The sequence below is a fragment of the Pseudomonas sp. P4795 genome (assembly GCF_048822895.1).
GTDB lineage: Bacteria > Pseudomonadota > Gammaproteobacteria > Pseudomonadales > Pseudomonadaceae > Aquipseudomonas.
In genome coordinates this window covers 162,053-186,493 of the sequence record NZ_JBMFBT010000004.1, presented here as the reverse complement: position 1 = coordinate 186,493, position 24,441 = coordinate 162,053, and the positions used below count along the sequence as shown (strand labels likewise).

Here is a 24,441-nt window from a genome sequence, read left to right as displayed (position 1 = left end):
CTGTCGACGTCACCGCAAAGAGTGTCTGGTGCGGCCGACGCAAAACGTCGACGCGCGCCCCGTCAGAGGTAAAGCAGCTCGAACGTCGCCGAACCGTTGAGGGCGATCGCAGAGGTGATCGGCAGACTCGATGCCGGGCCAATGACTGGCACCAGCGTCATGGGAAAGATGTGCACCACCCCTGCAAGCGGCCCGGCAGACAGGCTGCGACCCCACGAATAACGCAGATTGCCTTCATAGTTTTTACCCACCAGCGTGGCAGGCGCCGGAACGTCCCAATTGGCATCCGTACCTTGCTTGTACATCACGATCGAAGCCTCCCCATCGACCGTCGGCGTACCGAATCGCAGGCCATAACCGCCGATCTTGGTACCGCCGACCTCGCCGATCCCGTAGATGTACAGGGGCCAGTCGGTACCGTCGACGACGATGCCCGGCAGCTGGGTGTGGGACTGATTGTCATGCACCTTGATCGCCATCGGCGCTGACGCCGAGCAACTGACGCTCAAGGTGACATTGTGGTTGGCCAGTTCGGTCTGTCGGTCGCGGTTCAGCGATGCGGCAGAAATATCGCCCAGATGCACCGTGTTGCCGCCGGTAAAGCCCGGGGTACACGAGGTCGGGATGATAGTGCCGGTGATGCTCAGATCTGCACCGTCGGCCATGACCAGTACCGGTGACAGGGCGGTTGCCACAGCAATTGCACGAAAGGTTTTGCGCATGAAATTTCTCACTCCATAAGAACCGAAAGATGACGGCCAGCTGCGCGTCTTCTGCTGAAAAACAGGAAAAGTCCTGCCTCGGAATCAGCGCGGCCATTATTCCAATTGCTTCGTGGATGTGATGTAAGGCAGGTTCTTGATCGACGCTGGAAAAATCGCTGCATGGCGTAGCTGATGTGAGCCGGAAAATTCTTCAATTTGTTTAAGAACTCTCGCCCTGCCGACAGTCATAAGCTACACGCCGCTCTACCGCGCGGGTCGGATTGACTGATCAGTGAGTTGGGTAGCACGCCAGCAACGCCGTGCCATACTTCCGGCCTCGGCCACACGCGGAATGATCCGACTTGAGCTCCAGACACTCCCTACCGTTTGCACTGCTGCTCGTCCTGCTGCTTGGCGGATGCGCCTCGCTGAGCGCACCTCGCCAGCCGAGCCAGGCGCTGCCGGCGGACGGCTCGGCATTTGGCCGCTCGATTCAGGCTCAGGCTGCGCCGTACAAGGGTCAGTCGGGCTTTCGCCTGCTGTCGAACAGCACCGAAGCGTTCACCGCCCGCGCCGAACTGATTCGTAACGCGCAAACCAGCCTCGATTTGCAGTACTACATCGTGCACGACGGCGTCAGTACGCGGATGCTCGTTGAAGAATTGTTGAAAGCCGCCGACCGTGGCGTGCGCGTGCGCATCCTGCTGGATGACACCACCAGCGACGGTCTCGACCAGATCATTGCCACGCTGGCGGCGCATCCACAGATCCAGATTCGCCTGTTCAATCCGCTGCATCTTGGGCGCAGCACCGGTGTCACCCGCGCGGCCGGGCGGCTGTTCAACCTGTCGCTGCAACACCGGCGCATGCACAACAAACTCTGGTTGGCGGACAACAGCGTGGCGATCGTCGGCGGACGCAATCTGGGTGACGAGTACTTCGATGCCGAGCCAAACCTCAATTTCACCGACATCGACATGCTCAGCGTCGGGCAAGTGGCGGAACAGCTTGGACACAGCTTCGATCAGTACTGGAACAGCGCACTGAGCAAGCCGATCGAACAATTCCTCTCCAGCAAACCGTCGGCCAGAGATCTGCAAAACACCCGCACCCGACTGGAAGAATCCCTCGAGCAAACCCGCCAACAGAATCACGCGTTGTATCAACAGTTGATGAAGTACCGCACCGACCCGCGCATGGATATCTGGCGCCGTGAATTGATCTGGGCCTGGAACCAGGCGCTGTGGGATGCGCCGAGCAAGGTGTTGTCCAAGGGTGAGCCGGATGCGCAGTTGCTGTTGACCACGCAACTGGCGCCGGAACTGCGCGGCGTGAGCAAAGAGCTGATCATGATTTCCGCATACTTCGTGCCGGGCCAGCCGGGGCTGGTGTACTTGACTGGGCGTGCCGATGCAGGCGTCTCGGTGAAGCTGCTGACCAACGCGCTCGAAGCCACCGACGTGCCGGCGGTACACGGCGGTTACGCGCCTTATCGCAAGGCACTGCTGGAGCACGGCGTAAAACTCTACGAACTGCGCCGCCAGCCCGGCGACGGTGGCGGCAGCGGGCCGCATGTGTTTTACAGCAAGTCGTTTCGCGGCTCTGATTCCAGTTTGCACAGCAAGGCGATGATCTTCGACGGGCAGAAATCGTTCATCGGCTCATTCAATTTCGACCCGCGCTCGGTGCTGTGGAATACCGAAGTCGGGGTGCTGGTGGACAGCCCGGAACTGGCGGCGCATGTGCGCGAACTGGCGATGCAGGGTATGGCGCCCGCCCTGAGTTATGAGGCGAAGTTGCAGGATGGCAACATCGTCTGGGTGACCGAGGACGACGGAAAACTGCACACTTTGACCAAGGAGCCAGGAAGTTGGTGGCGGCGCTTCAATGCGTGGTTCAGCACCCACGTCGGACTTGAGCGGATGCTTTAACAGCTCGCAGCCTGCGGCAGCTCCTACAGTTTGAAACGCAATCTACTGTAGGAGCTGCCGCAGGCTGCGATCTTTTGATCTTAAGCGGTCTGCACAGTCCCGAACGCGCCCTGACGCATCAGCAGAATCACCAGCCCAAACGCTCCCGCCGCCATCAGCAACGGCAGCGCATGCCCGCTGATCCACTGGCTACCCGCCCCCGCCGCCAATGGCCCAACCAGACACCCAACGCCCCACAGTTGCGCAATGTGCGCATTGGCGCGCACCAGTGCATCGTCGCGATAACGCTCGCCGATCAGGATTAGCGACAAGGTAAACAAACCACCCGCGCTGGCACCAAACAGTACCCACAGCGGCCAGATCAGCAAGGTGTCGATGAGCAGCGGAATTGCCAGACTCGACAGCATCAGAATCACTGCGCAGCCGGTGAACAAGGTGCGCCGCGACAGCCGATCCGCCAGCGCACCAATCGGCAATTGCAGCAGCGCATCGCCGACCACTACGGTGCTGACCATTGCCAGCGCATTTTCAGCCGTGAAGCCCTGACGCAGGCAATACACCGGCAGCAGCGTCAAGATCATCGCCTCAAACGCGGCGAACAGCGACACCGCCCAGGCAATCGCCGGGAGCTCACGACTGAAGACCCACAGATCACTGAATGTGACACTGCTGGCCTCGCTGCTCGGCGCCCCGCTGCGGCCCAGCAGCAGAAGGGGCGAAGCGATCAGCAGAATGACGCCGACCCAGAAACCGTAATCGTGATCTGTGCCCAAGGCGCCCAACAGCAACGGGCCGGACAGTTGGCTCAGCGCATAACTGCTGCCATACAGCGCAACCAGCCGCCCGCGCCAATGCTCGACCACCAGTTGATTGATCCAGCTCTCGCCGAGGATGAACACGATGGTCAGGATCACCCCGATCATCAGCCGCAGCACCAACCAGACCGGATAACTCGGCAACAGCGCCAGCAGACCGATCGACAACGCGCCGGCCCACAAGCACAAGCGCATCAGATTGGCCGTACCGAAACGCGCCGCCAGATGACTGGAAATCTTCGCCCCAAGCAACACGCCAATTGCCGGCATCGCCGCCATCACGCCAATCGCGAACGAACCATAACCCCAGCTCTCCAGACGCAACGACACCAGCGGCATGCTGACACCAAGCGCCAGGCCGACACTCAAGACAGACGCCAACACGGCGAAATACGTCGCCCAACGCATGGCCCACGCTCCTGTGGATAATTATTTTTTCGTACTCATACAAAACACTGTGGGAGCGAGCCTTTGTGGCGAGGGGGCTTGCCCCCGCTGGGTCGCGAAGCGGCCCCAAAACCTGCCATAGAGGTGTTTCAGGAACACCTCGCGCACTGGTTTTGCGACTGCTGCGCAGCCGAACGGGGGCAAGCCCCCTCACCACAAAGACTCGCTCCCACAGGAGATCTCTGCAGCGTTCGGGAGCCTGGCTGAGCAGGCCCCCATCAGCGGTTTACAACTTGATCCACGTCGCCTTCAGTTCGGTGTACTTGTCGAACGCATGCAGCGACTTGTCGCGACCGTTGCCCGACTGTTTGAAACCACCGAACGGCGCCGTCATGTCTCCGCCGTCGTACTGGTTGACCCACACGCTGCCGGCGCGCAGTGCCTTGGCGGTCAGGTGCGCCTTGGAGATGTCCTGAGTCCACACCGCTGCCGCCAGGCCGTACGGCGTGTCGTTGGCGATCTGGATCGCTTCTTCGGCGGTGTCGAACGTGATGACCGACAACACCGGGCCGAAGATTTCTTCCTGAGCAATTTTCATCGCGTTGCTCACGCCGTCGAAAATCGTCGGCTCGACGTAAGTGCCGCCAGTTTCCTGAAGAATGCGCTTGCCGCCAGCCACCAGTTTGGCGCCATCGGCGTGACCGGATTCGATGTACGACAGCACGGTATTCATCTGCTGGGTATCCACCAGCGCACCGACGTTGGTCTCCGGGTCCAGCGGATTGCCCGGCTTCCAGGTTTTCAGCGCCTCGATCACCATTGGCAGGAATTTGTCCTTGATCGAACGCTCGACCAGCAGACGCGAACCAGCGGTGCACACTTCGCCCTGGTTGAAGGCGATGGCGCCAGCGGCGGATTCAGCGGCGGCTTGCAGATCCGGCGCGTCGGCGAACACGATATTCGGGCTCTTGCCACCGGCCTCCAGCCACACGCGCTTCATGTTCGATTCGCCGGAATAGATCATCAGCTGCTTGGCGATCTTGGTCGAACCGGTGAACACCAGTGTGTCGACGTCATTGTGCAAAGCCAAGGCTTTGCCGACGGTGTGACCGTAGCCCGGCAGCACGTTGAGCACGCCTTTCGGGATGCCGGCTTCGACCGCCAGCGCTGCAATACGGATAGCAGTCAGCGGCGATTTTTCCGACGGCTTGAGGATCACCGAGTTACCGGTCGACAGCGCCGGGCCGAGTTTCCAGCAGGCCATCATCAGCGGGAAGTTCCACGGCACGATGGCAGCGACAACGCCAACCGGCTCGCGGGTCACCAGACCCAACTGATCGTGCGGAGTGGCGGCGACTTCGTCGTAGATCTTGTCGATCGCTTCACCGCTCCAGCTCAGCGCTTGCGCCGCACCTGGAATATCGATGTGCAGCGAATCGCTGATCGGCTTGCCCATGTCGAGAGTTTCGAGCAGGGCCAGTTCTTCGGCGTGCTGCTTGAGCAGGCCGGCGAAGCGGATCATGGTGGCTTTGCGTTTGGCAGGCGCCAGACGCGACCAGGCACCGGAATTGAACGTGGCGCGAGCATTTTCCACGGCGCGCTGGGCATCGGCGGCGTCACAGCTGGCAATCTTGCCCAGCAGACGGCCATCGACCGGGCTGATGCACTCGAAGGTCTCGCCGGAGACGGCATCGGTGTACTCGCCATTGAGATAAGCGCGGCCTTCGATTTTCAGGTCGCGGGCGCGTTGTTCCCAATCGGCACGAGTCAGGGTGGTCATTTCGAGTGTCCTCCGCTTGTTGAATACGAGCGCCGCGCGATCTTCGCCAGCGTCCTCAAAAATTCTGCCCGGCCAGCCGTTCTTTCGGCCAGAGGCACCCGCCACCCTAAACCAGCGGCCGGGGTTGTTTCAATATATTTGACATAAGGTCGCCATATGACCTTGCAGTGTTGATTTTAATCAACATAGACTTTGGCCCTTTCCAGTCAATCGCGCTGTATTTACGGGGGGATAACAACAATGAACATCCAGAACATCGTCGACATCAGCCTGACCATGGACCAGGCCGAGCGCTATCGCCCGGATCCGGCCAAAGTGCTCAAGGGCGATCCCGAGCAAGCCGTATTTAATCAATACGACAGCCCGTGTGGGCAGATGGGCGCCGGCGTATGGGAAGGCGCCATCGGCCAATGGCTGGTGAACTACACCGAGCACGAATACTGCGAAATCCTTCAGGGCGTTTCGGTGTTGCGTGACAGCGACGGCAATGCCAAGACCTTGCGTGTTGGCGACCGGTTTGTGATTCCGGCGGGTTTCCGTGGCACCTGGGAAGTGCTGGAGGCGTGCCGCAAGGTTTATGTGATCTTCGAACAGAAAGCCTGATCTGACACAGCCAGTGACGACCTGAGTAAGACGTGTGCGGTGCTTCTGAGTGAAACTTCGCTACGGCGCTCATACACCGGAAAAATTCCTACCGACACGGACGTTTCGGCAGCATTGACCGGCGAGCGCCTCAATCCGAATAGAACGCAAGGAGGCACCATGCCTGATTTCTGCAACATCAACGCCGCGCAATTTGCTGTCGGCCAAGTCGCCACCCCTGAAACCCTGAGCGCCATTCGCGACGCTGCGGGGGTGCAAAAGCATCGACTGGAGCGGCCGGAAGATATGTTCAATCTCTTGCCCAAACCGGATCGCATCCGGGTACTGGTCAACGCACGCGACGAGATCATCGAACTGATCTGCGGTTGATTGCCAATCCCACAAGTCATCCATATGTACCGCACTCGGCAACAGGCCGTTCGGTACCGTTTCATCACGCCTCAAGGAAACGAGGCGCTTTAACCATCAAACAAGGAAATAACATGACCAGAATGAATTCTCTAAAGGGCGCAGCCCTGACCGCCCTGCTGGCAATCAGCTTCGCAGCCGTCGAAGCCTCGGCCTCCGACAATGCAGCTCGACCAAGCCAGTGCGATGGCAACTTCGCATACAACCCCCTCGTAGAGACCGCAGTTACCCCACAGCTTCTGGAAGAGCTACGCGAGATGTCGGGGGCAGCAACCGTACGCCATGAAAAAACCGGGGAGATTTATACCCAGGAATACCGCAGCGATCGCCTCCGTGTGTTCAGCGCGAAAGGAAACGTCTACAGCCACGTCCAGTGCGGCTGATCCACTGACCTGCCGCTGCTGAGCAGGTGACCGATTCCGGCTCAACAGGCAACAAAAAAGGCCCGTATCGTGAGATACGGGCCTTTTTCGTAAGTCCGGAAAAATCAATTACTTGATTTTGCCTTCCTTGTACATCACGTGCTTGCGAACAACCGGGTCATATTTCTTGATCTCGATTTTGTCCGGGGTAGTACGCTTGTTCTTGTCGGTAGTGTAGAAGTGACCAGTACCGGCGCTCGAGATCAAACGAATCAATTCACGCATGATTAGCTCCCTTAAATCTTGCCATCGCGGCGAAGTTCGGCGAGCACGACAGTGATGCCACGCTTGTCGATGATACGCATGCCTTTAGCAGATACGCGCAGACGCACAAAACGTTTCTCTTCTTCAACCCAGAAGCGGTGATGCTGCAGGTTCGGCAGGAAACGACGACGGGTTTTGTTGTTTGCGTGGGAAATGTTATTCCCAGTCACCGGACCCTTACCGGTAACTTGACATACTCTCGACATGCCTCAGCCCTCTAAAACCACATGCCCAACCCGGCATGGGTTGGCCGCTTAATCTCTCAGTCATTTGGCGCCAGGCGCCGCGTTTCTTCAGAGGTCTTACCGGCTTCACTTACAAGCGAAGGAACCGGGCCCCTAGAAAAGAGCGCTGCTTTATACCAGAAAGACCGCAGAGCAACAACTTTCCGTGTGCAATGAACCGCTAAAAAGCTGATTTTTCTGGCCGCAGGCGCCTCAGACAAAGGCTATCGGCAGCTTTTACCATTCGTCGAAGAAAATTCGCAAGAGCGCCGATTTCAGAATTTTCACTACGCAGCCCGCATCAGAACGCCAGTCACCCGACCCCAAAAAAGCAAAAAGGGGATAGTCATTTGCAATCGCGACCACTAGGGTAGGACTTTTCCAGACTGCACTTGCAGATGGGCCTTCGTTCTGTAAAGGATTCCCACCATGCGCCTCGCTGCCCTACCCCTGCTGCTTGCCCCGCTGTTGCTCAGCCCACTGGCCCAGGCTGCCGCCCTGAGCGTCTGCACCGAGGCCAGCCCTGAAGGGTTCGACGTGGTGCAGTACAACTCGCTCACCACCACCAACGCCTCGGCCGACGTGCTGATGAACCGCCTCGTGGATTTCGACACCGCCAGTGGCAAGGTCGTCCCGAGCCTCGCTGACAGTTGGGAAGTCAGCACCGACGGCCTGACCTACGTGTTCAAGCTGCATCCGCAGGTGAAATTTCACAGCACCGACTACTTCAAGCCGAGCCGCGAACTGAGCGCCGAAGACGTCAAGTTCAGCTTCGACCGCATGCTCGACCCGGCCAACCCGTGGCACAAAGTGGCGCAGAGCGGATTTCCGCATGCGCAATCGATGCAGTTGCCCGCGTTGATCAAGAAGATCGACGCACTCGACCCGCTGACCGTGCGTTTCACCCTCGATCACCCGGACTCTACGTTTCTCGCGACGCTGAGTATGGGTTTCGCCTCGATCTACTCCGCCGAATACGCCGACAAACTGTTGAAGGCAGGCGCGACCGACAAGCTCAACAGCCAGCCAATCGGCACCGGCCCGTTCGTCTTTACCCGGTTCCAGAAAGACGCTGCGGTGCGCTACAAGGCCAATCCGGACTATTTCCGCGGCAAGCCTGCGGTGGACCCGCTGATCTTCGCAATTACCCCGGACGCCAACGTACGCCTGCAAAAGCTCAAGCGTAACGAGTGCCAGATTGCACTGTCGCCCAAGCCATTGGACGTACAGGCAGCGCTGAAAGAGCCGACACTGAAAGTCGAAAAGACTGACGCGTTCATGACCGCTTTCGTTGGTATCAACAGCCAGCACCCGCCGCTGGACAAGCCGGAAGTGCGCCAGGCGATCAACCTCGCCTTCGACAAGGCCAACTACCTCAAGGCGGTGTTCGAAGACACCGCCGAAGCCGCTAACGGTCCGTACCCGCCGAACACCTGGAGCTACGCCAAAGGTTTGCCCGGTTATGCCCACGATGTGCAGAAAGCCAAGGCGCTGATGGCCAAGGCCGGCTTGAAGGACGGTTTCCAGACCACCATCTGGACGCGCCCGTCAGGCAGCCTGCTCAATCCGAATCCAAGCCTCGGCGCGCAGATGTTGCAGTCGGATCTGGCGGAAATCGGCATTCAGGCGGAGATCCGCGTGATCGAGTGGGGCGAGTTGATCCGTCGCGCCAAGGCTGGCGAGCATGACCTGCTCTTCATGGGTTGGGCCGGCGACAACGGTGACCCGGACAACTTCCTCACGCCGCAGTTTTCCTGCGCGGCGGTCAAGTCCGGCACCAACTTCGCGCGCTACTGCAACGCCGATCTGGACAAGCTGATCAGCGCCGGCAAGACCACCAGCGAACAAGGCGTGCGCACCAAGCTCTACGAACAGGCGCAGGCGCAGATTCAGCAGCAGGCGCTGTGGCTGCCGCTGGCGCACCCGACGGCGTATGCGCTGACACGCAAGGACGTGCAGGGTTACTCGGTGAGCCCGTTTGGACGGCAGGACTATTCCAAAGTCAGTCTGAAGTAACGCCATGTAACTGCCGAAATGCATTCCTGTGGCGAGGGAGCTTGCTCCCGCTTGAGCGCGCAGCGCTCACAAGATATTTGGGGCCGCTGCGCAGCCCAGCGGGAGCAAGCTCCCTCGCCACAAAAGCTTTTGCTCAGCACTTACATCCAGCCACACTCCGCCATCGACAACGGCTCACCATCCCCGACGATGAAGTGATCGAGCACGCGCACGTCGATCAACTCCAGAGCCTTCTGCAAGCGCTTGGTCAGCAGCTTGTCCGCCTGACTGGGATCGCTGTTCCCCGACGGATGGTTGTGACAGAGGATCACCGCCGCCGCGTTGTTCGCCAGGGAACGTTTCACCACTTCCCGGGGATGCACGCTGGTGTTGTCGATGGAGCCGCGAAACAGCGCTTCGAAGGTCAGCACTTGGTGCTTGGAATCCAGAAACAGGCAACCAAATACCTCGTGCGGCTCGTGGCGCAGCATGGCCTTGAGGTAATCGCGTACCACTTGCGGATTTTCCAGTGCGGGTTTGTGGCGCATGCGCTCGGCCAGATGTCGCCGCCCCATTTCCAGTACAGCCTGCAACTGCGCAAACTTTGCTGGCCCCAGTCCCAATTGTTTACTGAACGCCGCAAGATCGGCCTCCAGCAGCACGCGCAGGCTGCCGAACTGATTCAACAGGTGTCGAGCCAGATCCACTGCGCTTTTCCCGGAGACGCCGGTTCGTAAAAAGATCGCCAGCAATTCGGCGTCGGAAAGGCTCGCCGAGCCCTGTTCAAGTAGCTTCTCCCGCGGCCTTTCCGCCGCCGGCCAATCGCGAATACTCATACACCTTCCTTGTCTGTGGGCGCCGCTGTTCCGTAGCGGTCGCTGTGATATCGTAGCCCATCTTTTTTGCGGGCGAATTCACTCTGGGGAGGGGGTTTCGCCACGTATGTCACCCACGAAATCAAAGGCAGACCTATGCAGCGGCTGTATCGGAAACGCATCGTTCTGGGCGTCGGCGGTGGCATTGCTGCCTACAAGAGCGCCGACCTGGTTCGCCGCCTGATCGACCAGGGCGCCGAAGTGCGCGTGGTCATGACCCGTGGCGGCAGCGAGTTCATCACCCCGCTGACCATGCAGGCGCTGTCCGGCCACCCGGTGCACCTCGACCTGCTCGACCCGGCCGCCGAAGCGGCGATGGGCCACATCGAGCTGGCGAAATGGGCGGATCTGGTGCTGATCGCCCCGGCTACCGCCGACCTGCTCGCGCGTCTGGCCCAAGGCATTGCCAACGATCTTTTGACCACGCTGGTGCTGGCCACCGACGCCATCGTGGCTGTGGCTCCAGCGATGAATCAGGCGATGTGGCGCGATCCGGCGACGCAAGCCAACCTGCAACTGCTCGAAAGCCGTGGCCTGAAGACCTTTGGCCCGGCCTCCGGCAGCCAGGCCTGCGGCGACGTCGGCATGGGCCGCATGATGGAAGCTACAGATCTCGCCCAATGCGCGGCGGACTGCTTCCAGCGCCAGGCGCTGACCGGCAAACACGTGGTGATTACAGCCGGCCCGACGCAGGAAAACATCGACCCGGTGCGTTACATCACTAACCACAGCTCCGGGAAAATGGGCTTTGCCTTGGCCGAAGCTGCGGCTGAAGCTGGCGCCCGCGTCACGCTGATCAGCGGCCCGGTGCACTTGCCGACGCCGGATCGGGTCACGCGCATCGACGTGGTCAGCGCCCGCGACATGCTCGCCGCCTGCGAAGCCGCGATCCCGTGCGACGTGTTCATTTCCTCGGCTGCGGTCGCGGACTACCGTCCAGAAGTCATCGCCCCACAAAAACTCAAGAAAGACCCTACGAGCGGTGACGGCTTCGTCCTGCAAATGGTGCGTAACCCGGACATCCTGGCCACCATCGCGACCCGTCCCGACCGTCCGTTCAGTGTCGGCTTTGCCGCCGAGACCGAACACCTGCTCGACTACGCTGCACGCAAGCTCAAGGACAAGAATCTCGATTTGATCGTCGCCAACGACGTCGCCAACCCGAGCATCGGTTTCAACAGCGAAGAAAACGCCTGCAGCGTCATCGACCGTGCGCTGCACGCCACGGTTTTCGCCCAGACCAGCAAGAGCAAGATTGCTCGCCAGCTCGTCACTTTTATCGCCGAACGTCTGAACCAGGTTTAATTTACATGCACGCTTTGCAAGCCAAGATCCTCGACCCACGCATCGGTACTGAATTCCCGCTGCCGCAATACGCCACTCCGGGTTCCGCCGGCCTCGACCTGCGCGCCATGCTGCAACAGGACATCGTGATCAAACCGGGTGAAACCGTGCTGATCCCTACCGGTCTGTCGGTGTACATCGGCGACCCGAATCTGGCGGCGCTGATCCTGCCGCGCTCGGGCCTGGGCCATAAGCACGGCATCGTACTGGGCAATCTGGTCGGCTTGATCGACTCCGATTACCAAGGCCCGCTGATGGTGTCTTGCTGGAACCGTGGCCAGACCGATTTCACCATGACCATCGGCGAGCGTCTGGCGCAACTGGTGCTGGTACCGGTGGTGCAGGCGCATTTCGAAATGGTTGAAGAGTTCGTTGAAACCGAGCGCGGCGCGGGTGGTTTCGGGCATTCCGGCACCAAGTAAACCGACAGAAAATCATACTGAGGGAGTCTTCTCCCTCGGCATGAAAATCAAGGCATTAGCTGACCAAAGCCGCGCCGTTCGCGGTGTCATGGCCCTTTCATACCACGAACTCTCTGTGGAAAACGCCGTCATACCCTTCAGTTTGAGCTTGCCGTCGAATCAGTCGTCGGTCTGTCCAGTCACTTTTGAGATGGAGCATTTCCGCAGATGACCACCCCCGCCCTCGTTGCCCCGAAACTTCCCGACAGCATCTTCCGCGCCTACGACATCCGCGGCACCGTGCCGGAATTTCTGAACGGCGAAACCGCTTACTGGATCGGCCGCGCCATCGGCTCGCAGAGCCTGGCCCAGGGCGAACCAAACGTGTCGGTCGGCCGTGACGGGCGCCTGTCCGGCCCGGAGCTGGTCGCTGAATTGATCCGTGGTATCGCCGAAAGCGGCTGCCACGTCAGCGATGTCGGCCTGGTGCCAACGCCTGCGCTGTACTACGCCGCCAACGTATTGGCCGGCAAGTCCGGGGTGATGCTCACCGGCAGCCATAACCCGTCGAACTACAACGGCTTCAAGATCGTGATCGCCGGCGACACCCTCGCCAACGAACAGATTCAGGCCCTGCACGAACGCCTCAAGAGCAACAACCTGAGCAGTGGCCAGGGCAGCGTGACCCAGGTCGAAATCCTCGACCGCTACAACACCGAAATCGTCCAGGACATCAAACTGGCGCGGCGCCTGAAAGTCGTGGTCGACTGCGGCAACGGCGCGGCCGGCGTGATCGCCCCGCAACTGATCGAAGCACTGAACTGCGAAGTCATCCCGCTGTTCTGCGAGGTCGACGGCAACTTCCCGAACCATCACCCGGACCCGGGCAAACCGGAAAACCTTGTCGACCTGATCGCCAAAGTCAAAGAGACCAACGCCGATATCGGCTTGGCCTTCGACGGCGACGGTGACCGTGTCGGCGTGGTGACCAACACCGGCACCATCGTTTTCCCGGATCGTCTGCTGATGCTGTTTGCCCGCGACGTACTGGCGCGCAACCCGGACGCGGAAGTGATCTTTGACGTCAAATGCACCCGCCGCCTGGTGCCGCTGATCAAGCAATATGGCGGTCGGCCGCTAATGTGGAAGACCGGTCACTCGTTGATCAAAAAGAAGATGAAACAATCCGGCGCGCTGTTGGCCGGTGAAATGAGCGGGCATATCTTCTTCAAGGAACGCTGGTTCGGTTTCGACGACGGCATTTACAGCGCCGCACGGCTGCTGGAAATCCTCAGCAAGGAAAAATCCACCGCGGAAGAGCTGTTTGCGACCTTCCCGAATGATATTTCTACGCCGGAAATCAATATCCATGTGACCGAAGAGAGCAAATTCAGCATCATTGATGCATTGCACGACGCGCAGTGGGGCGAAGGCGCTGACCTGACCACCATCGACGGCGTGCGAGTCGACTACGCCAAAGGCTGGGGCCTGGTGCGCGCGTCCAACACCACACCGGTGCTGGTGCTGCGCTTCGAGGCCGATGACGAGGCTGAATTGCAACGCATCAAGGACGTATTCCACGCCCAGTTGAAGCGCGTTGCACCTGATCTCCAACTACCGTTCTGATTTCTGATTCACCCGGAGCCCTGAATGACCCTCGAACGCGAAGCCGCCGCCAACACCGCCAAGGTCCTGTCCGAAGCGCTGCCTTACATCCGCCGCTACGTCGGCAAGACGCTGGTGATCAAATACGGCGGCAACGCGATGGAAAGCGAGGAGCTGAAAACCGGCTTCGCCCGCGACATCGTCTTGATGAAAGCCGTGGGCATCAACCCGGTCGTAGTCCACGGCGGCGGTCCGCAGATCGGTGATCTGCTCAAGCGCCTGTCGATCGAGAGCCACTTCATCGATGGCATGCGCGTCACCGACGCCCAGACCATGGACGTGGTGGAAATGGTCCTCGGCGGCCAGGTCAACAAGGACATCGTCAACCTGATCAACCGGCATGGCGGCAGCGCCATCGGCCTGACCGGTAAAGACGCCGAGCTGATTCGTGCGAAAAAGCTCACCGTGACCCGTCAGACGCCGGAGATGACCCAGCCGGAAATCATCGACATCGGCCAGGTAGGTGAAGTGGTCGGGATCAACACCGACCTGCTGAATCTGCTGGTCAAAGGCGATTTCATCCCGGTGATCGCGCCAATCGGCGTCGGCGCCAATGGCGAGTCGTACAACATCAACGCTGACCTGGTGGCGGGTAAAGTCGCCGAGGCGCTGAAGGCCGAAAAGCTGATGCTGCTGACCAACATCGCCGGTTTGATGGACAAGTCCGGCACGGTACTGACCGGCCTGACAACCCAGCAAGTCGACGACCTGATCGCCGACGGCACGATCTACGGCGGCATGTTGCCGAAGATCCGCTGCGCACTGGAAGCGGTTCAGGGTGGCGTTGGTAGCTCGCTGATCATCGACGGTCGTGTACCAAACGCGATCCTGCTGGAAATCTTCACCGACACCGGTGTGGGCACGCTGATCAGTAATCGCAAGCGTCCCTGATAGCTGAAACGCAAAAGTTCGCAGCCTGCGGCAGCTCCTGCAAAGCGGGATTTCGGATGTACGAAATTCCCGTAGGAACTGACGAAGGCTGCGATTTTTTTATGCGCGCAAGAAACGTCCGACCCAAATCAACGAAACGTCCGACATCGCCTCAGAACAAATCTCCCTAGGATCTTCCCCTCATCCACCGGAGATTTACCATGCAAAAAGACAACGTTCCTTACGGCAGTGATATTTCAGCAGGTACCTACGCGTGCGCCGACTGCGGCCGAGAGTATTCGGGCAAGTCAAATACGTCGATGCCGCCCTGCCCCGACTTTACGCCAGCCTCCCACCCGCTCAAGGGCTGGAAAGTGCTGACCGGCCAAGGTGATGCGCCCCAGGATCCATCGGAAACAGCCAGAAAACCGACCGGCAGCGGACGATAACCTCGGAGTGACTGAGCCATGCAGATCTCGTTCACGATAGACGCCGCTGCTTTCGAGCAGGAGCAAAAGGAGCCGGTCAAGAAAACCCTGCGAATCACCGATGCGCAAATCGCCGGCGCCTTGCAACGTATCGCCAAGGCGAGCTTGACCGAATACCTGAAAATGCTAGTCGAGGGCGGCATGCCGAGCCGGGCCGACGAAGCCAAGCAGGATCGTTTGCTCTATCTGATCCAAAGCTACTTCGAGCAAACATTGCCGACCGAGTCGCAGATATCGACGATTTTTCAATTGACCCAAAGCCAGAGCAAAACCCTGCTCAAGAACACCGTTTCGCGCTTTCGCAATCAACTCGACGACATTCTGCAACACAGCATGCGCGCGGTAGTCGAGTCTGCCGAGCACTCGCAGAACGTGTATCTGGTGGTCATCAGTTCGGATGTCATCCGCGATGAGCTGAACATGCTGATCACTCAAAACGAGCCGACCTTCAAACCCATCACCAAGCGCAAAGGCAGTGCCGGGCAATTCGAGATCAGCGAAGATTCCCACGCATTGTTGTGCCAGACACTCGGCCTGAATGCCGTTCAGTGACATCGTCGCGGTCAGTGGCTTGCTGCTGACCCTGACGACTTTTCTGTTCAATCTGGCGTGGCCCGGACTGCGCGCGGCATTGGACCTGGATGCAACCCAGTCAGGCCCATTGGCCAGAAAACGCAGTCGAGGACAAGTGCGCAGAACGCTATTCGGATGCGCGTTGCCATTGAGCTGCGGTTTCACGGCGCTGTTCTACATCAACCTGCCGGCGACCGTAGAAATCGTGCGCACGAGCACGCTGGATCTGTGGAATTTCGATGTGGGTCGCACGCTTTACGTAATGATGGCCTGGGCGCTACTTGGATTCGCGGCACTCAACATCTGGCTGAGCTGGCAGCTCATCGCCAAGTGGCTTCATCTGCGTTGATTTTGAGTTGAAAAAAAGGCCCTGTTTTCACAGGGCCTTTGATTCTCAAACGCCGAATTGCGCGCGGTAGGCTTCGACTGCTGGCAGATGTTGTTTGAGCTGCGGATCGTCAGCGAGGAATTCCAGTACTTGATTCAGCGAAACGATACTGATGACTGGAATGCCGAAGTCACGCTCGACTTCCTGGATCGCTGATAACTCGCCGTTGCCACGCTCCTGACGGTTCAGCGCGATCAGCACGCCGGCTGCCTTGGCGCCGTCCTGACAAGCGATGATCTGCATCACTTCACGGATTGCGGTGCCCGCGGTGATCACGTCGTCGATGATCAGCACGTCGCCGGTCAACGGTGCGCCGACCAAGCTGCCGCCTTCGCCGTGAGCCTTGGCTTCCTTGCGGTTGAAACACCATGGCAAATCACGGTCGTGATGTTCAGCCAGCGCGACCGCGGTGGTCGCCGCCAGCGGAATGCCTTTGTAGGCCGGGCCGAACAACACGTCGAAGGAAATGCCGCTTTCAGCGATGGCTGCGGCGTAGAAACGACCCAGCTGCGCCAGCGCGGAACCTGAGTTGAACAGGCCGGCATTGAAGAAGTAAGGACTGGTGCGCCCGGACTTCAGGGTGAACTCACCGAAGCGCAAAACGCCGCGATCGATGGCAAAACGAATGAAATCGCGCTGATACGTTTGCATGAAAAAAACCCCAAATACCACGGATTTAGCTAATTAGCTTGACGCCGTGTATCATACACGCACGCGATTTTTGGGGCCATTTATGCGGATCATCAGTGTGAACGTCAATGGTATTCAGGCTGCAGTCGAGCGTGGTTTGCTCAGTTGGCTGCAGGCACAGAATGCCGACGTCATCTGCCTGCAGGACACCCGTGCCTCCGCCTTTGAACTGGATGACCCAGCCTTCCAACTGGATGGCTACTTCCTTTATGCCTGCGATGCCGAAGTACCCGCCCAAGGTGGCGTGGCTTTGTACTCGCGGTTGCAACCGAAGGCTGTCATCAGCGGTCTCGGTTTCGAGACGGCCGACCGCTACGGGCGCTACCTGCAAGCAGATTTCGACAAAGTCAGTATTGCCACTTTGCTGCTCCCTTCGGGGATGAACGGCGACGAAGACTTGAACCAGAAGTTCAAGCTCATGGACGACTTCGGCAAGTACCTGGACAAGCAGCGGCGTAAACGTCGCGAGTACATTTATTGTGGCTCGCTGTACGTCGCGCAGCAGAAGCTCGACATCAAGAACTGGCGCGACAGCCAGCAATCTCCGGGCTTCCTGGCGCCAGAACGCGCCTGGATGGACGAGATTGTCGGCAACATGGGTTATGTCGACGCCCTGCGCGAAGTCAGCCGTGAAGGTGATCAGTACAGCTGGTGGCCGGATAACGAACAGGCCGAGATGCTTAACCTCGGCTGGCGCTTCGATTACCAGCTGCTGACCCCGGGCCTGCGTCGCTTTGTACGCAGCGCGCGCCTGCCGCGTCAGCCACGCTTCTCGCAGCATGCGCCGCTGATCGTGGACTACGACTGGACGCTGACGATCTGAAGCGTCTTTTCGCAGACACAAAAAAACCGACAGTGATGTCGGTTTTTTGTGGGCGACTGATCGCTATTTGATCACCCGCCAGGTAAACGGATAACGATAAGGCACACCCTCGTTAGCCTTGACCCCGGCAATGATCGTCAGCACCAGCGCGCCAATGGCCACCAGCCCGAGCAGGAAGAAACCGATCACCAACAGCATCAGGAAGAAGCTGATCATCGAAGCAATCGCCACGGTGATCTGAAAATTCAGCGCTTCCTTGCCCTGAGCATCGATAAACGGATCCTTCTCGCGTTTCATCTGCCAGAGAATCAGCGGCCCGATCAGGTTGCCGAATGGAATCCAGAACCCCAACAAGGCCGACAAGTGGCAAAACATCGCCCACTGACGAACCTCCTGGCTCGGCTTGGGCAGCAACTGTTGCTCATCACTCATCGCATTCTCCTTGCGGTTGTGAACCGAATCAGTCAGCCAGTGCGGCGGTCTGCAGTTCGAAGATTTCGTTCATGCCTTTCTTGGCCAGTTCGAGCATGGCGTTCAGCTCTTCAGGCTGGAACGGCGCGCCTTCGGCGGTACCCTGCACTTCGATGAAGCCACCGGTGCTGGTCATCACGACGTTGAGGTCGGTCTCGGCTGCGGAGTCTTCAAGGTAGTCGAGATCCAACACTGGCTCGCCCTGGTACATGCCCACGGACACGGCGGCGATCATTTGCTTGAGCGGGTCGCCGCCCTTCAGACCGCCACGCTTCTTGATCACTTTCAGCGCATCAACCAGTGCAACCATGGCGCCGGTGATCGACGCGGTGCGGGTGCCGCCGTCAGCCTGGATCACGTCGCAATCGACGTAGAGGGTCACGTCGCCCAGTTTGGACATGTCCAGCGCAGCGCGCAGCGAGCGACCGATCAGACGCTGGATCTCCAGAGTACGGCCGCCCTGCTTGCCACGGCTCGCTTCACGCTGATTACGCTCGCCAGTAGCGCGCGGCAGCATGCCGTATTCAGCAGTCAACCAGCCTTGGCCCTGACCTTTGAGGAAACGCGGCACGCCATTTTCGACGCTGACGGTGCAGATGACTTTGGTATCGCCGAATTCGACCAGTACCGATCCTTCGGCGTGCTTGGTGTAGTTGCGGGTAATGCGGATCGAGCGGAGCTGATCGGCAACGCGACCACTTGGACGTTTCATAGGAGATACCTGTACTGGGGACGGAAAACTGCCGAGCATTATAGAGCCGTGCACCGCGCCTGGGCACGGGTTAAAAATTCGGCCCGACGGTTGAAGCCCGTGAAACGCAGATTACCGACGGCCTGCAGCCCTTTGTCACACCGTGTGTTTGGGCGCATTCGCTGCACTGCGCTACAATCCTGCGCCTTTGCTGCCAGTCGGCTTACATTCATTGAGATCGTGGCCGCAGAACCTCGGTTCTGCGCCGATCTGCATTGCGAGGTACCACCATGGTGCACAGCATGACCGCCTTCGCCCGCGTCGAGAAAGCCGGCGTCCAGGGCACCCTGAGCTGGGAACTGCGCTCGGTCAACAGCCGCTACCTGGAACCCCATCTGCGTCTGCCGGAGTCGTTTCGCGACCTCGAAGGCGCCGTCCGTGAAGCGCTGCGTCAGGGTTTGTCGCGCGGCAAACTCGAATGCACCCTGCGTTTCACCGAAGAAAGCACTGGCAAAGCCCTGCAAGTGGATCGCGAACGCGCCGCGCAACTGGTCGCTGCCGCTGAAACCATCGCCGGCCTGATCAAGAATCCGGCCGCGCTGAATCCGCTGGAAGTGCTGGCGTGGCCCGGCGTGCTGGTGGGCGACGCAACTGATCCACAAGCGCTCAACGCCGAAGCGCTGGCGCTGTTCAATCAAGGCCTGAAAGAACTCAAGGCCGGCCGCGAGCGCGAAGGCGCGGAGCTGGCGCGCTTGATCAACGAGCGCCTGACCTCGATTGAAGAAGACGTGACGACCTTGCGCGAACTGGTACCGCAGATGCTCGCCACCCAGCGCCAGAAGGTCCTCGACCGCTTCGCCGACATGAAGGCCGAGCTCGACCCGCAGCGCCTGGAACAGGAAATGGTCATCCTCGCGCAAAAGAGCGACGTGGCCGAAGAACTGGATCGCCTGAGCACCCACATCATCGAAGTGCGCCGGGTGCTCAAATCCGGCGGTGCGGCCGGTCGCCGGCTGGACTTCCTGATGCAGGAGCTCAACCGCGAAGCCAACACACTGGGCTCCAAAGCCTTCGATCCGCGCAGCACCCAGGCAGCGGTCAACCTCAAAGTGTTGATCGAACAGATGCGCGAACAAGTGCAGAACATTGAGTAAGGCTACCCCGACATGACCCACAGCACCGGCACCCTGTACATCATTTCCGCCCCATCGGGTGCGGGCAAGAGCAGTCTGGTCAAGGCCCTGACTGACGCCATTCCGGAGATCCGCGTTTCGGTCTCGCACACCACGCGCGCCATGCGCCCTGGTGAAGTCGACGGCGTGAACTACCACTTCGTGACCCGCGAAGACTTTGTAAAGATGGGCGAGCACGGTGATTTTCTCGAGCGCGCCGAAGTGTTCGGCAACTTCTACGGCACCTCGCAAAGCCATCTGCAACAGACCCTGGACGAAGGCCACGACCTGATTCTGGAAATCGACTGGCAGGGCGCCAAGCAAGTGCGCAAGCTGATGCCGCAGGCCCGCTCGGTGTTCATTCTGCCGCCGTCGCTGCAAGCATTGCATCAGCGCCTGACCAATCGCGGCCAGGACAGTGACGAGATCATCGACGGACGGATGCGCGAAGCGGTGAACGAGATGAGCCACTACGTCGAATACGACTACCTGATCATCAACGACGATTTCGCCCATGCGCTGGACGACCTGAAGGCGATTTTCCGCGCCAATCAGCTGCAACAAAAGCGCCAACAGGTGCGTTTCGGCAAACTGCTGGCCGAATTACTCGGCTGAAACAGCACTTCCCAAAACCGCTGCAAGGGCTTTAAATTGGCACTTGCAGCGCGTTGAAGAGGCTGGTCAAAAAATCAGCGCTTCCCTAATCGCTGGTGTTTTTTTAAACTGCTCAGTCCGCTCGCCCAACCGGGCAGCGCGCATCTTGCATTCGCTCCGAGGAATACCATGGCCCGCGTAACCGTTGAAGACTGCCTGAACCACGTGGAAAACCGTTTTGAGCTGGTCATGCTGTCCACCAAACGTGCCCGTCAACTGGCCACCGGCGGCAAAGAGCCACTGGTTCAGTGGGAAAACGACAAGCCTACCGTTGTAGCGCTGCGTGAAATCGCTGAAGGCCTGATGAGCTACGAGTTCATCGCCAACGCTGAAATCGTCGAAGACGAACCGCTGTTCGCAGCGTTCGAGGACGAGTCCAACGAGGCCGTCTAAGCCTATGCCTGGTCGACGTAGCACGGCGCAGGGTCACAACGTACGGCAGGAGTCATCATGCCGAGCATAGACGCCCTCGCCGATCGCTTATCGGCCTACCTCGGCAAAGACCAGGTCAACCTGGTCCGCCGAGCGTATTTCTACGCCGAACAAGCCCACGACGGCCAACGCCGCCGCAGTGGCGAGGCGTATGTCACGCATCCTCTTGCCGTGGCAAATATTCTTGCCGACATGCACATGGACCATCAGAGCCTGATGGCTGCGATGCTGCATGACGTGATCGAAGACACCGGGATCGCCAAAGAAGCGCTGCAAGCGCAGTTCGGTGAAACCGTGGCCGAACTGGTCGACGGGGTCAGCAAACTGACCCAGATGAATTTCGAGACCAAAGCCGAAGCCCAGGCCGAAAACTTCCAGAAAATGGCCATGGCCATGGCCCGCGACATTCGCGTGATCCTGGTCAAGCTTGCCGACCGCCTGCACAACATGCGCACGCTGGAAGTGCTGTCCGGCGAAAAACGCCGACGCATCGCCAAGGAAACCCTCGAGATCTATGCCCCCATCGCCAACCGGCTGGGCATGCACGCCATTCGCATAGAGTTCGAAGACCTCGGCTTCAAGGCCATGCACCCGATGCGTTCCGCGCGGATCTACCAGGCGGTCAAACGCGCCCGGGGCAACCGCAAGGAAATCGTCAACAAGATCGAAGAGTCGCTGAGCCATTGCCTGGCGATCGACGAGATCCAGGGCGAAGTCAGTGGCCGCCAGAAACACCTCTACGGCATCTACAAGAAAATGCGCGGCAAGCGTCGGGCCTTCAACGAGATCATGGACGTCTACGCGTTCCGGATCATCGTCGACAAGGTCGATACCTGCTACCGCGTGCTGGGCGCTGTTCATAATTTGTACAAACCGTTGCCGGGGCGCTTCAAGGATTACATCGCAATCCCCAAGGCCAACGGCTATCAGTCGCTGCACACCACGCTGTTCGGCATGCACGGTGTACCGATCGAGATCCAGATCCGCACCCGTGAAATGGAAGAGATGGCCAACAACGGCATCGCCGCTCATTGGCTGTACAAATCCAGCGGCGACGAGCAGCCGAAAGGCACTCACGCCCGCGCGCGCCAGTGGGTCAAAGGCGTGCTGGAAATGCAGCAACGTGCCGGCAACTCGCTGGAATTCATCGAGAGCGTGAAGATCGACCTGTTCCCGGACGAGGTCTACGTATTCACGCCCAAAGGCCGGATCATGGAGCTGCCCAAAGGCTCCACGGCGGTCGACTTTGCCTACGCGGTGCACACCGACGTCGGCAACAGCTGCATCGCCTGCCGGATCAACCGACGTCTCGCGCCGCTGTCGGAACCGCTGCAAAGTGGCTCCACGGTCGAGATCGTCAGCGCCCCCGGCGCACGGCCGAACCCGGCGTGGCTCAACTTCGTGGTCACCGGCAAGGCGCGTACGCACATTCGCCACGCGCTTAAGCTGCAACGCCGCTCCGAGTCCATCAGCCTCGGCGAACGCTTGCTGAACAAGGTGCTCAACGGTTTCGACAGCGCGCTGGAGAACATCCCGGCCGAACGCGTCAAAGCCATGCTCAGCGAGTACCGCCTTGAACTGATCGAAGACTTGCTTGAAGACATTGGTCTGGGCAACCGCATGGCCTATGTTGTGGCGCGACGCCTGCTCGGCGAAGGCGAACAGTTGCCAAGTCCGGAAGGTCCGCTGGCGATTCGCGGCACCGAAGGCTTGGTACTCAGCTACGCCAAATGCTGCACGCCGATCCCGGGCGACCCGATTGTCGGCCACCTGTCAGCGGGCAAAGGCATGGTCGTGCACTTGGACAACTGCCGCAACATCAGCGAAATCCGGCACAACCCGGAAAAATGCATCCAGCTCTCGTGGGCCAAGGATGTCACCGGCGAATTCAACGTCGAACTGCGCGTCGAGCTGGAACACCAGCGCGGCCTGATCGCCCTGCTGGCCAGCAGCGTCAATGCGGCCGACGGCAATATCGAGAAAATCAGCATGGACGAACGCGATGGTCGCATCAGCGTTGTCCAGTTGGTGGTCAGCGTCCACGACCGTGTGCACCTGGCCCGCGTGATCAAGAAACTGCGCGCACTGACCGGGGTGATCCGCATCACCCGCATGCGTGCATAAATTCAACATTACAAGGAGTCATACATGACCAAGACTGTTATCACCAGCGACAAGGCCCCGGCTGCCATCGGCACCTACTCCCAGGCAATCAAGGCTGGCAACACCGTGTACATGTCCGGCCAGATTCCTCTGGACCCGAAAACCATGGAACTGGTTGAAGGCTTCGAAGCCCAGACCGTTCAGGTCTTCGAAAACCTCAAAGCCGTGGCCGAAGCGGCCGGCGGTTCGTTCAAAGACATCGTTAAACTGAACATCTTCCTCACCGACCTGAGCCACTTCGCCAAGGTCAACGAGATCATGGGCAAGTACTTCGACCAGCCATACCCGGCTCGCGCCGCCATCGGCGTTGCAGCCCTGCCAAAGGGTTCGCAGGTTGAAATGGATGCCATTCTGGTCATCGAGTAATGCGCACGGCGCAGCCTTCAAACGCTGCGCCGACTGCTCTGCGGTAACAAAAAGGTTTTGAAAGGATTCCACCATGCGCAAAGCGCTTGCTCTCTCGCTGCTCGCCATTTTCCTCGGCGGTTGCGCCAGCGACCCTGCCGACCGTGACATCAGCGGCACCTGGATCAATCAGGTGGCCATCGATGCCGCATCCAAGGGCGGCCCCCTGCGCGAAGCGCTTCAGGCCTACGGCCCGAATCTGGAATGGGACGTCAACACCAAGGCCAGTCAGGCCCGCTACACCAACGGTTTTGAGAAAGTCGAAGGACGGCTGCTGGGCGAACAGTCCGGTGCCTGGAAAGTCGACTTCTATGGCAGCTCCGCCAGCGAACTGAAGCGCGATGGCGACCAATTGCAGCAGGCTGCCAGCGAAAACGAACCACAACAGCTGTTCGACCGCGCGCAGATTCCCGTTCCGGAAGGTGCGCCGATTGGTGCCAGTTTCGAACGCGCGTTGTACTCGGCCTACCTGGGCGGCAGCTGGAAAATCGCCAGCGGCGAGGGTGAAGGCGCCACCGTGCAATTCCAGGCGGATGGCCAGGTTACCGGCCTGCCGGGTGCTGATCGTTACGCCTTGTGCCTGGCGGGTGATTGCGCGTCGATGAGCAACGGCAACGACAACATGTGGCTGCAGCTCAACGGCCAGGGCAATACCTGGATCTTTGCGCGCAAGGGCAAGGAGCTGGAAATCTTTCAGACCGTGAACACGGCACTGGCGGATGAAATGCCGGCGTTTACTCCCGGCGATCGCAAGTGGTTGCTTGAGAAGCAGTAACCATACCTGAGAACAACACTTAACCCTG

Annotated in this window: 27 protein-coding genes and 1 pseudogene; 19 read left to right on the top strand and 9 right to left on the bottom strand. The window is 59.5% G+C overall.

What is annotated here, in order from left to right:
* Positions 1 to 62 precede the first annotated feature (62 nt).
* Positions 63 to 722 carry a DUF1120 domain-containing protein gene (locus ACOI8A_RS12955; RefSeq protein ID WP_420649241.1) on the bottom strand — a complete coding sequence of 220 codons (660 nt, stop codon included), beginning with the start codon at positions 720 to 722 and terminating at the stop codon, positions 63 to 65.
* A gap of 344 nt (positions 723 to 1,066) precedes the next feature.
* Between ACOI8A_RS12955 and ACOI8A_RS12950 the strand changes: the two genes are divergently transcribed.
* Complete coding sequence (locus tag ACOI8A_RS12950; protein ID WP_420649242.1) at positions 1,067 to 2,635, top strand: phospholipase D family protein; 1,569 nt, start codon at positions 1,067 to 1,069, stop codon at positions 2,633 to 2,635.
* Positions 2,636 to 2,715: 80 nt separating this feature from the next.
* On the opposite strand, the gene ACOI8A_RS12945 is transcribed toward ACOI8A_RS12950, so the two are convergent.
* Both ACOI8A_RS12945 and ACOI8A_RS12940 read right to left on the bottom strand, forming a co-directional pair.
* Positions 2,716 to 3,858: an MFS transporter gene (locus ACOI8A_RS12945; protein ID WP_420649243.1), complete on the bottom strand. Its 1,143-nt coding sequence runs from the start codon at positions 3,856 to 3,858 to the stop codon at positions 2,716 to 2,718.
* 265 nt (positions 3,859 to 4,123) lie between these two features.
* Positions 4,124 to 5,617: an aldehyde dehydrogenase gene (locus ACOI8A_RS12940; RefSeq protein WP_420649244.1), complete on the bottom strand. Its 1,494-nt coding sequence runs from the start codon at positions 5,615 to 5,617 to the stop codon at positions 4,124 to 4,126.
* 240 nt (positions 5,618 to 5,857) lie between these two features.
* Between ACOI8A_RS12940 and ACOI8A_RS12935 the strand changes: the two genes are divergently transcribed.
* The 3 genes from ACOI8A_RS12935 to ACOI8A_RS12925 all read left to right on the top strand — a co-directional run bounded on the left by ACOI8A_RS12935 (position 5,858) and on the right by ACOI8A_RS12925 (position 7,011).
* Entirely contained in the window at positions 5,858 to 6,220 is a 363-nt protein-coding gene (locus ACOI8A_RS12935) for a cupin domain-containing protein (RefSeq protein ID WP_420649245.1), read from the top strand.
* Between the two features lie 159 nt (positions 6,221 to 6,379).
* Positions 6,380 to 6,589 carry an I78 family peptidase inhibitor gene (locus tag ACOI8A_RS12930; RefSeq protein ID WP_420649246.1) on the top strand — a complete coding sequence of 70 codons (210 nt, stop codon included), beginning with the start codon at positions 6,380 to 6,382 and terminating at the stop codon, positions 6,587 to 6,589.
* A gap of 113 nt (positions 6,590 to 6,702) precedes the next feature.
* Positions 6,703 to 7,011 carry a hypothetical protein gene (locus tag ACOI8A_RS12925; RefSeq protein ID WP_420649247.1) on the top strand — a complete coding sequence of 103 codons (309 nt, stop codon included), beginning with the start codon at positions 6,703 to 6,705 and terminating at the stop codon, positions 7,009 to 7,011.
* 108 nt (positions 7,012 to 7,119) lie between these two features.
* Here ACOI8A_RS12925 and rpmG read toward each other — a convergent pair whose 3' ends face one another.
* On the bottom strand, positions 7,120 to 7,275 hold the full coding sequence (rpmG, locus tag ACOI8A_RS12920) for a 50S ribosomal protein L33 (protein ID WP_016772554.1): 156 nt from the start codon (positions 7,273 to 7,275) through the stop codon (positions 7,120 to 7,122).
* An 11-nt stretch (positions 7,276 to 7,286) separates the two neighbouring features.
* Positions 7,287 to 7,520, bottom strand: a complete 234-nt coding sequence (rpmB, locus tag ACOI8A_RS12915; protein ID WP_007920377.1) for a 50S ribosomal protein L28 — start codon at positions 7,518 to 7,520, stop codon at positions 7,287 to 7,289.
* A 447-nt stretch (positions 7,521 to 7,967) separates the two neighbouring features.
* Between rpmB and ACOI8A_RS12910 the strand changes: the two genes are divergently transcribed.
* A complete protein-coding gene (locus tag ACOI8A_RS12910; protein WP_420649248.1) occupies positions 7,968 to 9,554 on the top strand; it encodes an ABC transporter substrate-binding protein in 1,587 nt (528 codons plus the stop codon).
* 140 nt (positions 9,555 to 9,694) lie between these two features.
* Here ACOI8A_RS12910 and radC read toward each other — a convergent pair whose 3' ends face one another.
* Positions 9,695 to 10,369, bottom strand: coding sequence for a RadC family protein (gene radC / locus ACOI8A_RS12905; RefSeq protein ID WP_420649249.1), 675 nt, complete (start codon positions 10,367 to 10,369; stop codon positions 9,695 to 9,697).
* 135 nt (positions 10,370 to 10,504) lie between these two features.
* Here radC and coaBC point away from each other — a divergent pair, with 135 nt between their 5' ends.
* The 7 genes and pseudogenes from coaBC (at position 10,505) to ACOI8A_RS12870 (ending at position 16,098) form a co-directional block, all read left to right on the top strand.
* Positions 10,505 to 11,713 carry a bifunctional phosphopantothenoylcysteine decarboxylase/phosphopantothenate--cysteine ligase CoaBC gene (coaBC, locus tag ACOI8A_RS12900; protein ID WP_420649250.1) on the top strand — a complete coding sequence of 403 codons (1,209 nt, stop codon included), beginning with the start codon at positions 10,505 to 10,507 and terminating at the stop codon, positions 11,711 to 11,713.
* Positions 11,714 to 11,718: 5 nt separating this feature from the next.
* A complete protein-coding gene (dut, locus tag ACOI8A_RS12895; RefSeq protein ID WP_420649251.1) occupies positions 11,719 to 12,174 on the top strand; it encodes a dUTP diphosphatase in 456 nt (151 codons plus the stop codon).
* Between the two features lie 228 nt (positions 12,175 to 12,402).
* A pseudogene (locus tag ACOI8A_RS12890) lies at positions 12,403 to 13,779 on the top strand (phosphomannomutase/phosphoglucomutase); the annotation flags it as partial.
* A gap of 24 nt (positions 13,780 to 13,803) precedes the next feature.
* Positions 13,804 to 14,709, top strand: a complete 906-nt coding sequence (argB, locus tag ACOI8A_RS12885; protein WP_109626724.1) for an acetylglutamate kinase — start codon at positions 13,804 to 13,806, stop codon at positions 14,707 to 14,709.
* A 200-nt stretch (positions 14,710 to 14,909) separates the two neighbouring features.
* Entirely contained in the window at positions 14,910 to 15,137 is a 228-nt protein-coding gene (locus tag ACOI8A_RS12880; RefSeq protein WP_420649252.1) for a hypothetical protein, read from the top strand.
* 18 nt (positions 15,138 to 15,155) lie between these two features.
* The gene (locus ACOI8A_RS12875; protein WP_420649253.1) at positions 15,156 to 15,728 is read left to right on the top strand and encodes a hypothetical protein; all 573 of its coding nucleotides are present in this window, start codon (positions 15,156 to 15,158) and stop codon (positions 15,726 to 15,728) included.
* Complete coding sequence (locus tag ACOI8A_RS12870) at positions 15,715 to 16,098, top strand: hypothetical protein (RefSeq protein WP_420649254.1); 384 nt, start codon at positions 15,715 to 15,717, stop codon at positions 16,096 to 16,098. The genes ACOI8A_RS12875 and ACOI8A_RS12870 overlap by 14 nt, the downstream gene beginning before the upstream one ends.
* A 45-nt stretch (positions 16,099 to 16,143) precedes the next feature.
* Here the strand turns inward: ACOI8A_RS12870 and pyrE are convergent, their stop codons facing one another.
* Positions 16,144 to 16,788, bottom strand: coding sequence for an orotate phosphoribosyltransferase (pyrE, locus tag ACOI8A_RS12865; protein ID WP_420649255.1), 645 nt, complete (start codon positions 16,786 to 16,788; stop codon positions 16,144 to 16,146).
* Positions 16,789 to 16,870: 82 nt separating this feature from the next.
* Between pyrE and ACOI8A_RS12860 the strand changes: the two genes are divergently transcribed.
* Entirely contained in the window at positions 16,871 to 17,650 is a 780-nt protein-coding gene (locus ACOI8A_RS12860; RefSeq protein ID WP_003229491.1) for an exodeoxyribonuclease III, read from the top strand.
* 63 nt (positions 17,651 to 17,713) lie between these two features.
* Here the strand turns inward: ACOI8A_RS12860 and ACOI8A_RS12855 are convergent, their stop codons facing one another.
* On the bottom strand, positions 17,714 to 18,082 hold the full coding sequence (locus ACOI8A_RS12855) for a DUF4870 domain-containing protein (protein WP_420649256.1): 369 nt from the start codon (positions 18,080 to 18,082) through the stop codon (positions 17,714 to 17,716).
* 28 nt (positions 18,083 to 18,110) lie between these two features.
* Positions 18,111 to 18,833 carry a ribonuclease PH gene (gene rph / locus ACOI8A_RS12850; RefSeq protein ID WP_420649257.1) on the bottom strand — a complete coding sequence of 241 codons (723 nt, stop codon included), beginning with the start codon at positions 18,831 to 18,833 and terminating at the stop codon, positions 18,111 to 18,113.
* A 269-nt stretch (positions 18,834 to 19,102) separates the two neighbouring features.
* On the opposite strand from rph, the gene ACOI8A_RS12845 reads away from it, so the two are divergent.
* From ACOI8A_RS12845 to ACOI8A_RS12820, 6 genes are all read left to right on the top strand, one after another.
* Positions 19,103 to 19,966, top strand: a complete 864-nt coding sequence (locus tag ACOI8A_RS12845; RefSeq protein ID WP_420649258.1) for a YicC/YloC family endoribonuclease — start codon at positions 19,103 to 19,105, stop codon at positions 19,964 to 19,966.
* 12 nt (positions 19,967 to 19,978) lie between these two features.
* Positions 19,979 to 20,599, top strand: a complete 621-nt coding sequence (gene gmk / locus ACOI8A_RS12840; protein ID WP_420651318.1) for a guanylate kinase — start codon at positions 19,979 to 19,981, stop codon at positions 20,597 to 20,599.
* 168 nt (positions 20,600 to 20,767) lie between these two features.
* Entirely contained in the window at positions 20,768 to 21,031 is a 264-nt protein-coding gene (rpoZ, locus tag ACOI8A_RS12835) for a DNA-directed RNA polymerase subunit omega (RefSeq protein ID WP_007894670.1), read from the top strand.
* A gap of 57 nt (positions 21,032 to 21,088) precedes the next feature.
* Positions 21,089 to 23,194, top strand: a complete 2,106-nt coding sequence (gene spoT / locus ACOI8A_RS12830) for a bifunctional GTP diphosphokinase/guanosine-3',5'-bis pyrophosphate 3'-pyrophosphohydrolase (RefSeq protein ID WP_420649260.1) — start codon at positions 21,089 to 21,091, stop codon at positions 23,192 to 23,194.
* A 24-nt stretch (positions 23,195 to 23,218) separates the two neighbouring features.
* On the top strand, positions 23,219 to 23,599 hold the full coding sequence (locus ACOI8A_RS12825; RefSeq protein ID WP_003229509.1) for a RidA family protein: 381 nt from the start codon (positions 23,219 to 23,221) through the stop codon (positions 23,597 to 23,599).
* Positions 23,600 to 23,672: 73 nt separating this feature from the next.
* Complete coding sequence (locus ACOI8A_RS12820) at positions 23,673 to 24,413, top strand: hypothetical protein (RefSeq protein WP_420649261.1); 741 nt, start codon at positions 23,673 to 23,675, stop codon at positions 24,411 to 24,413.
* Positions 24,414 to 24,441: the final 28 nt, after the last annotated feature.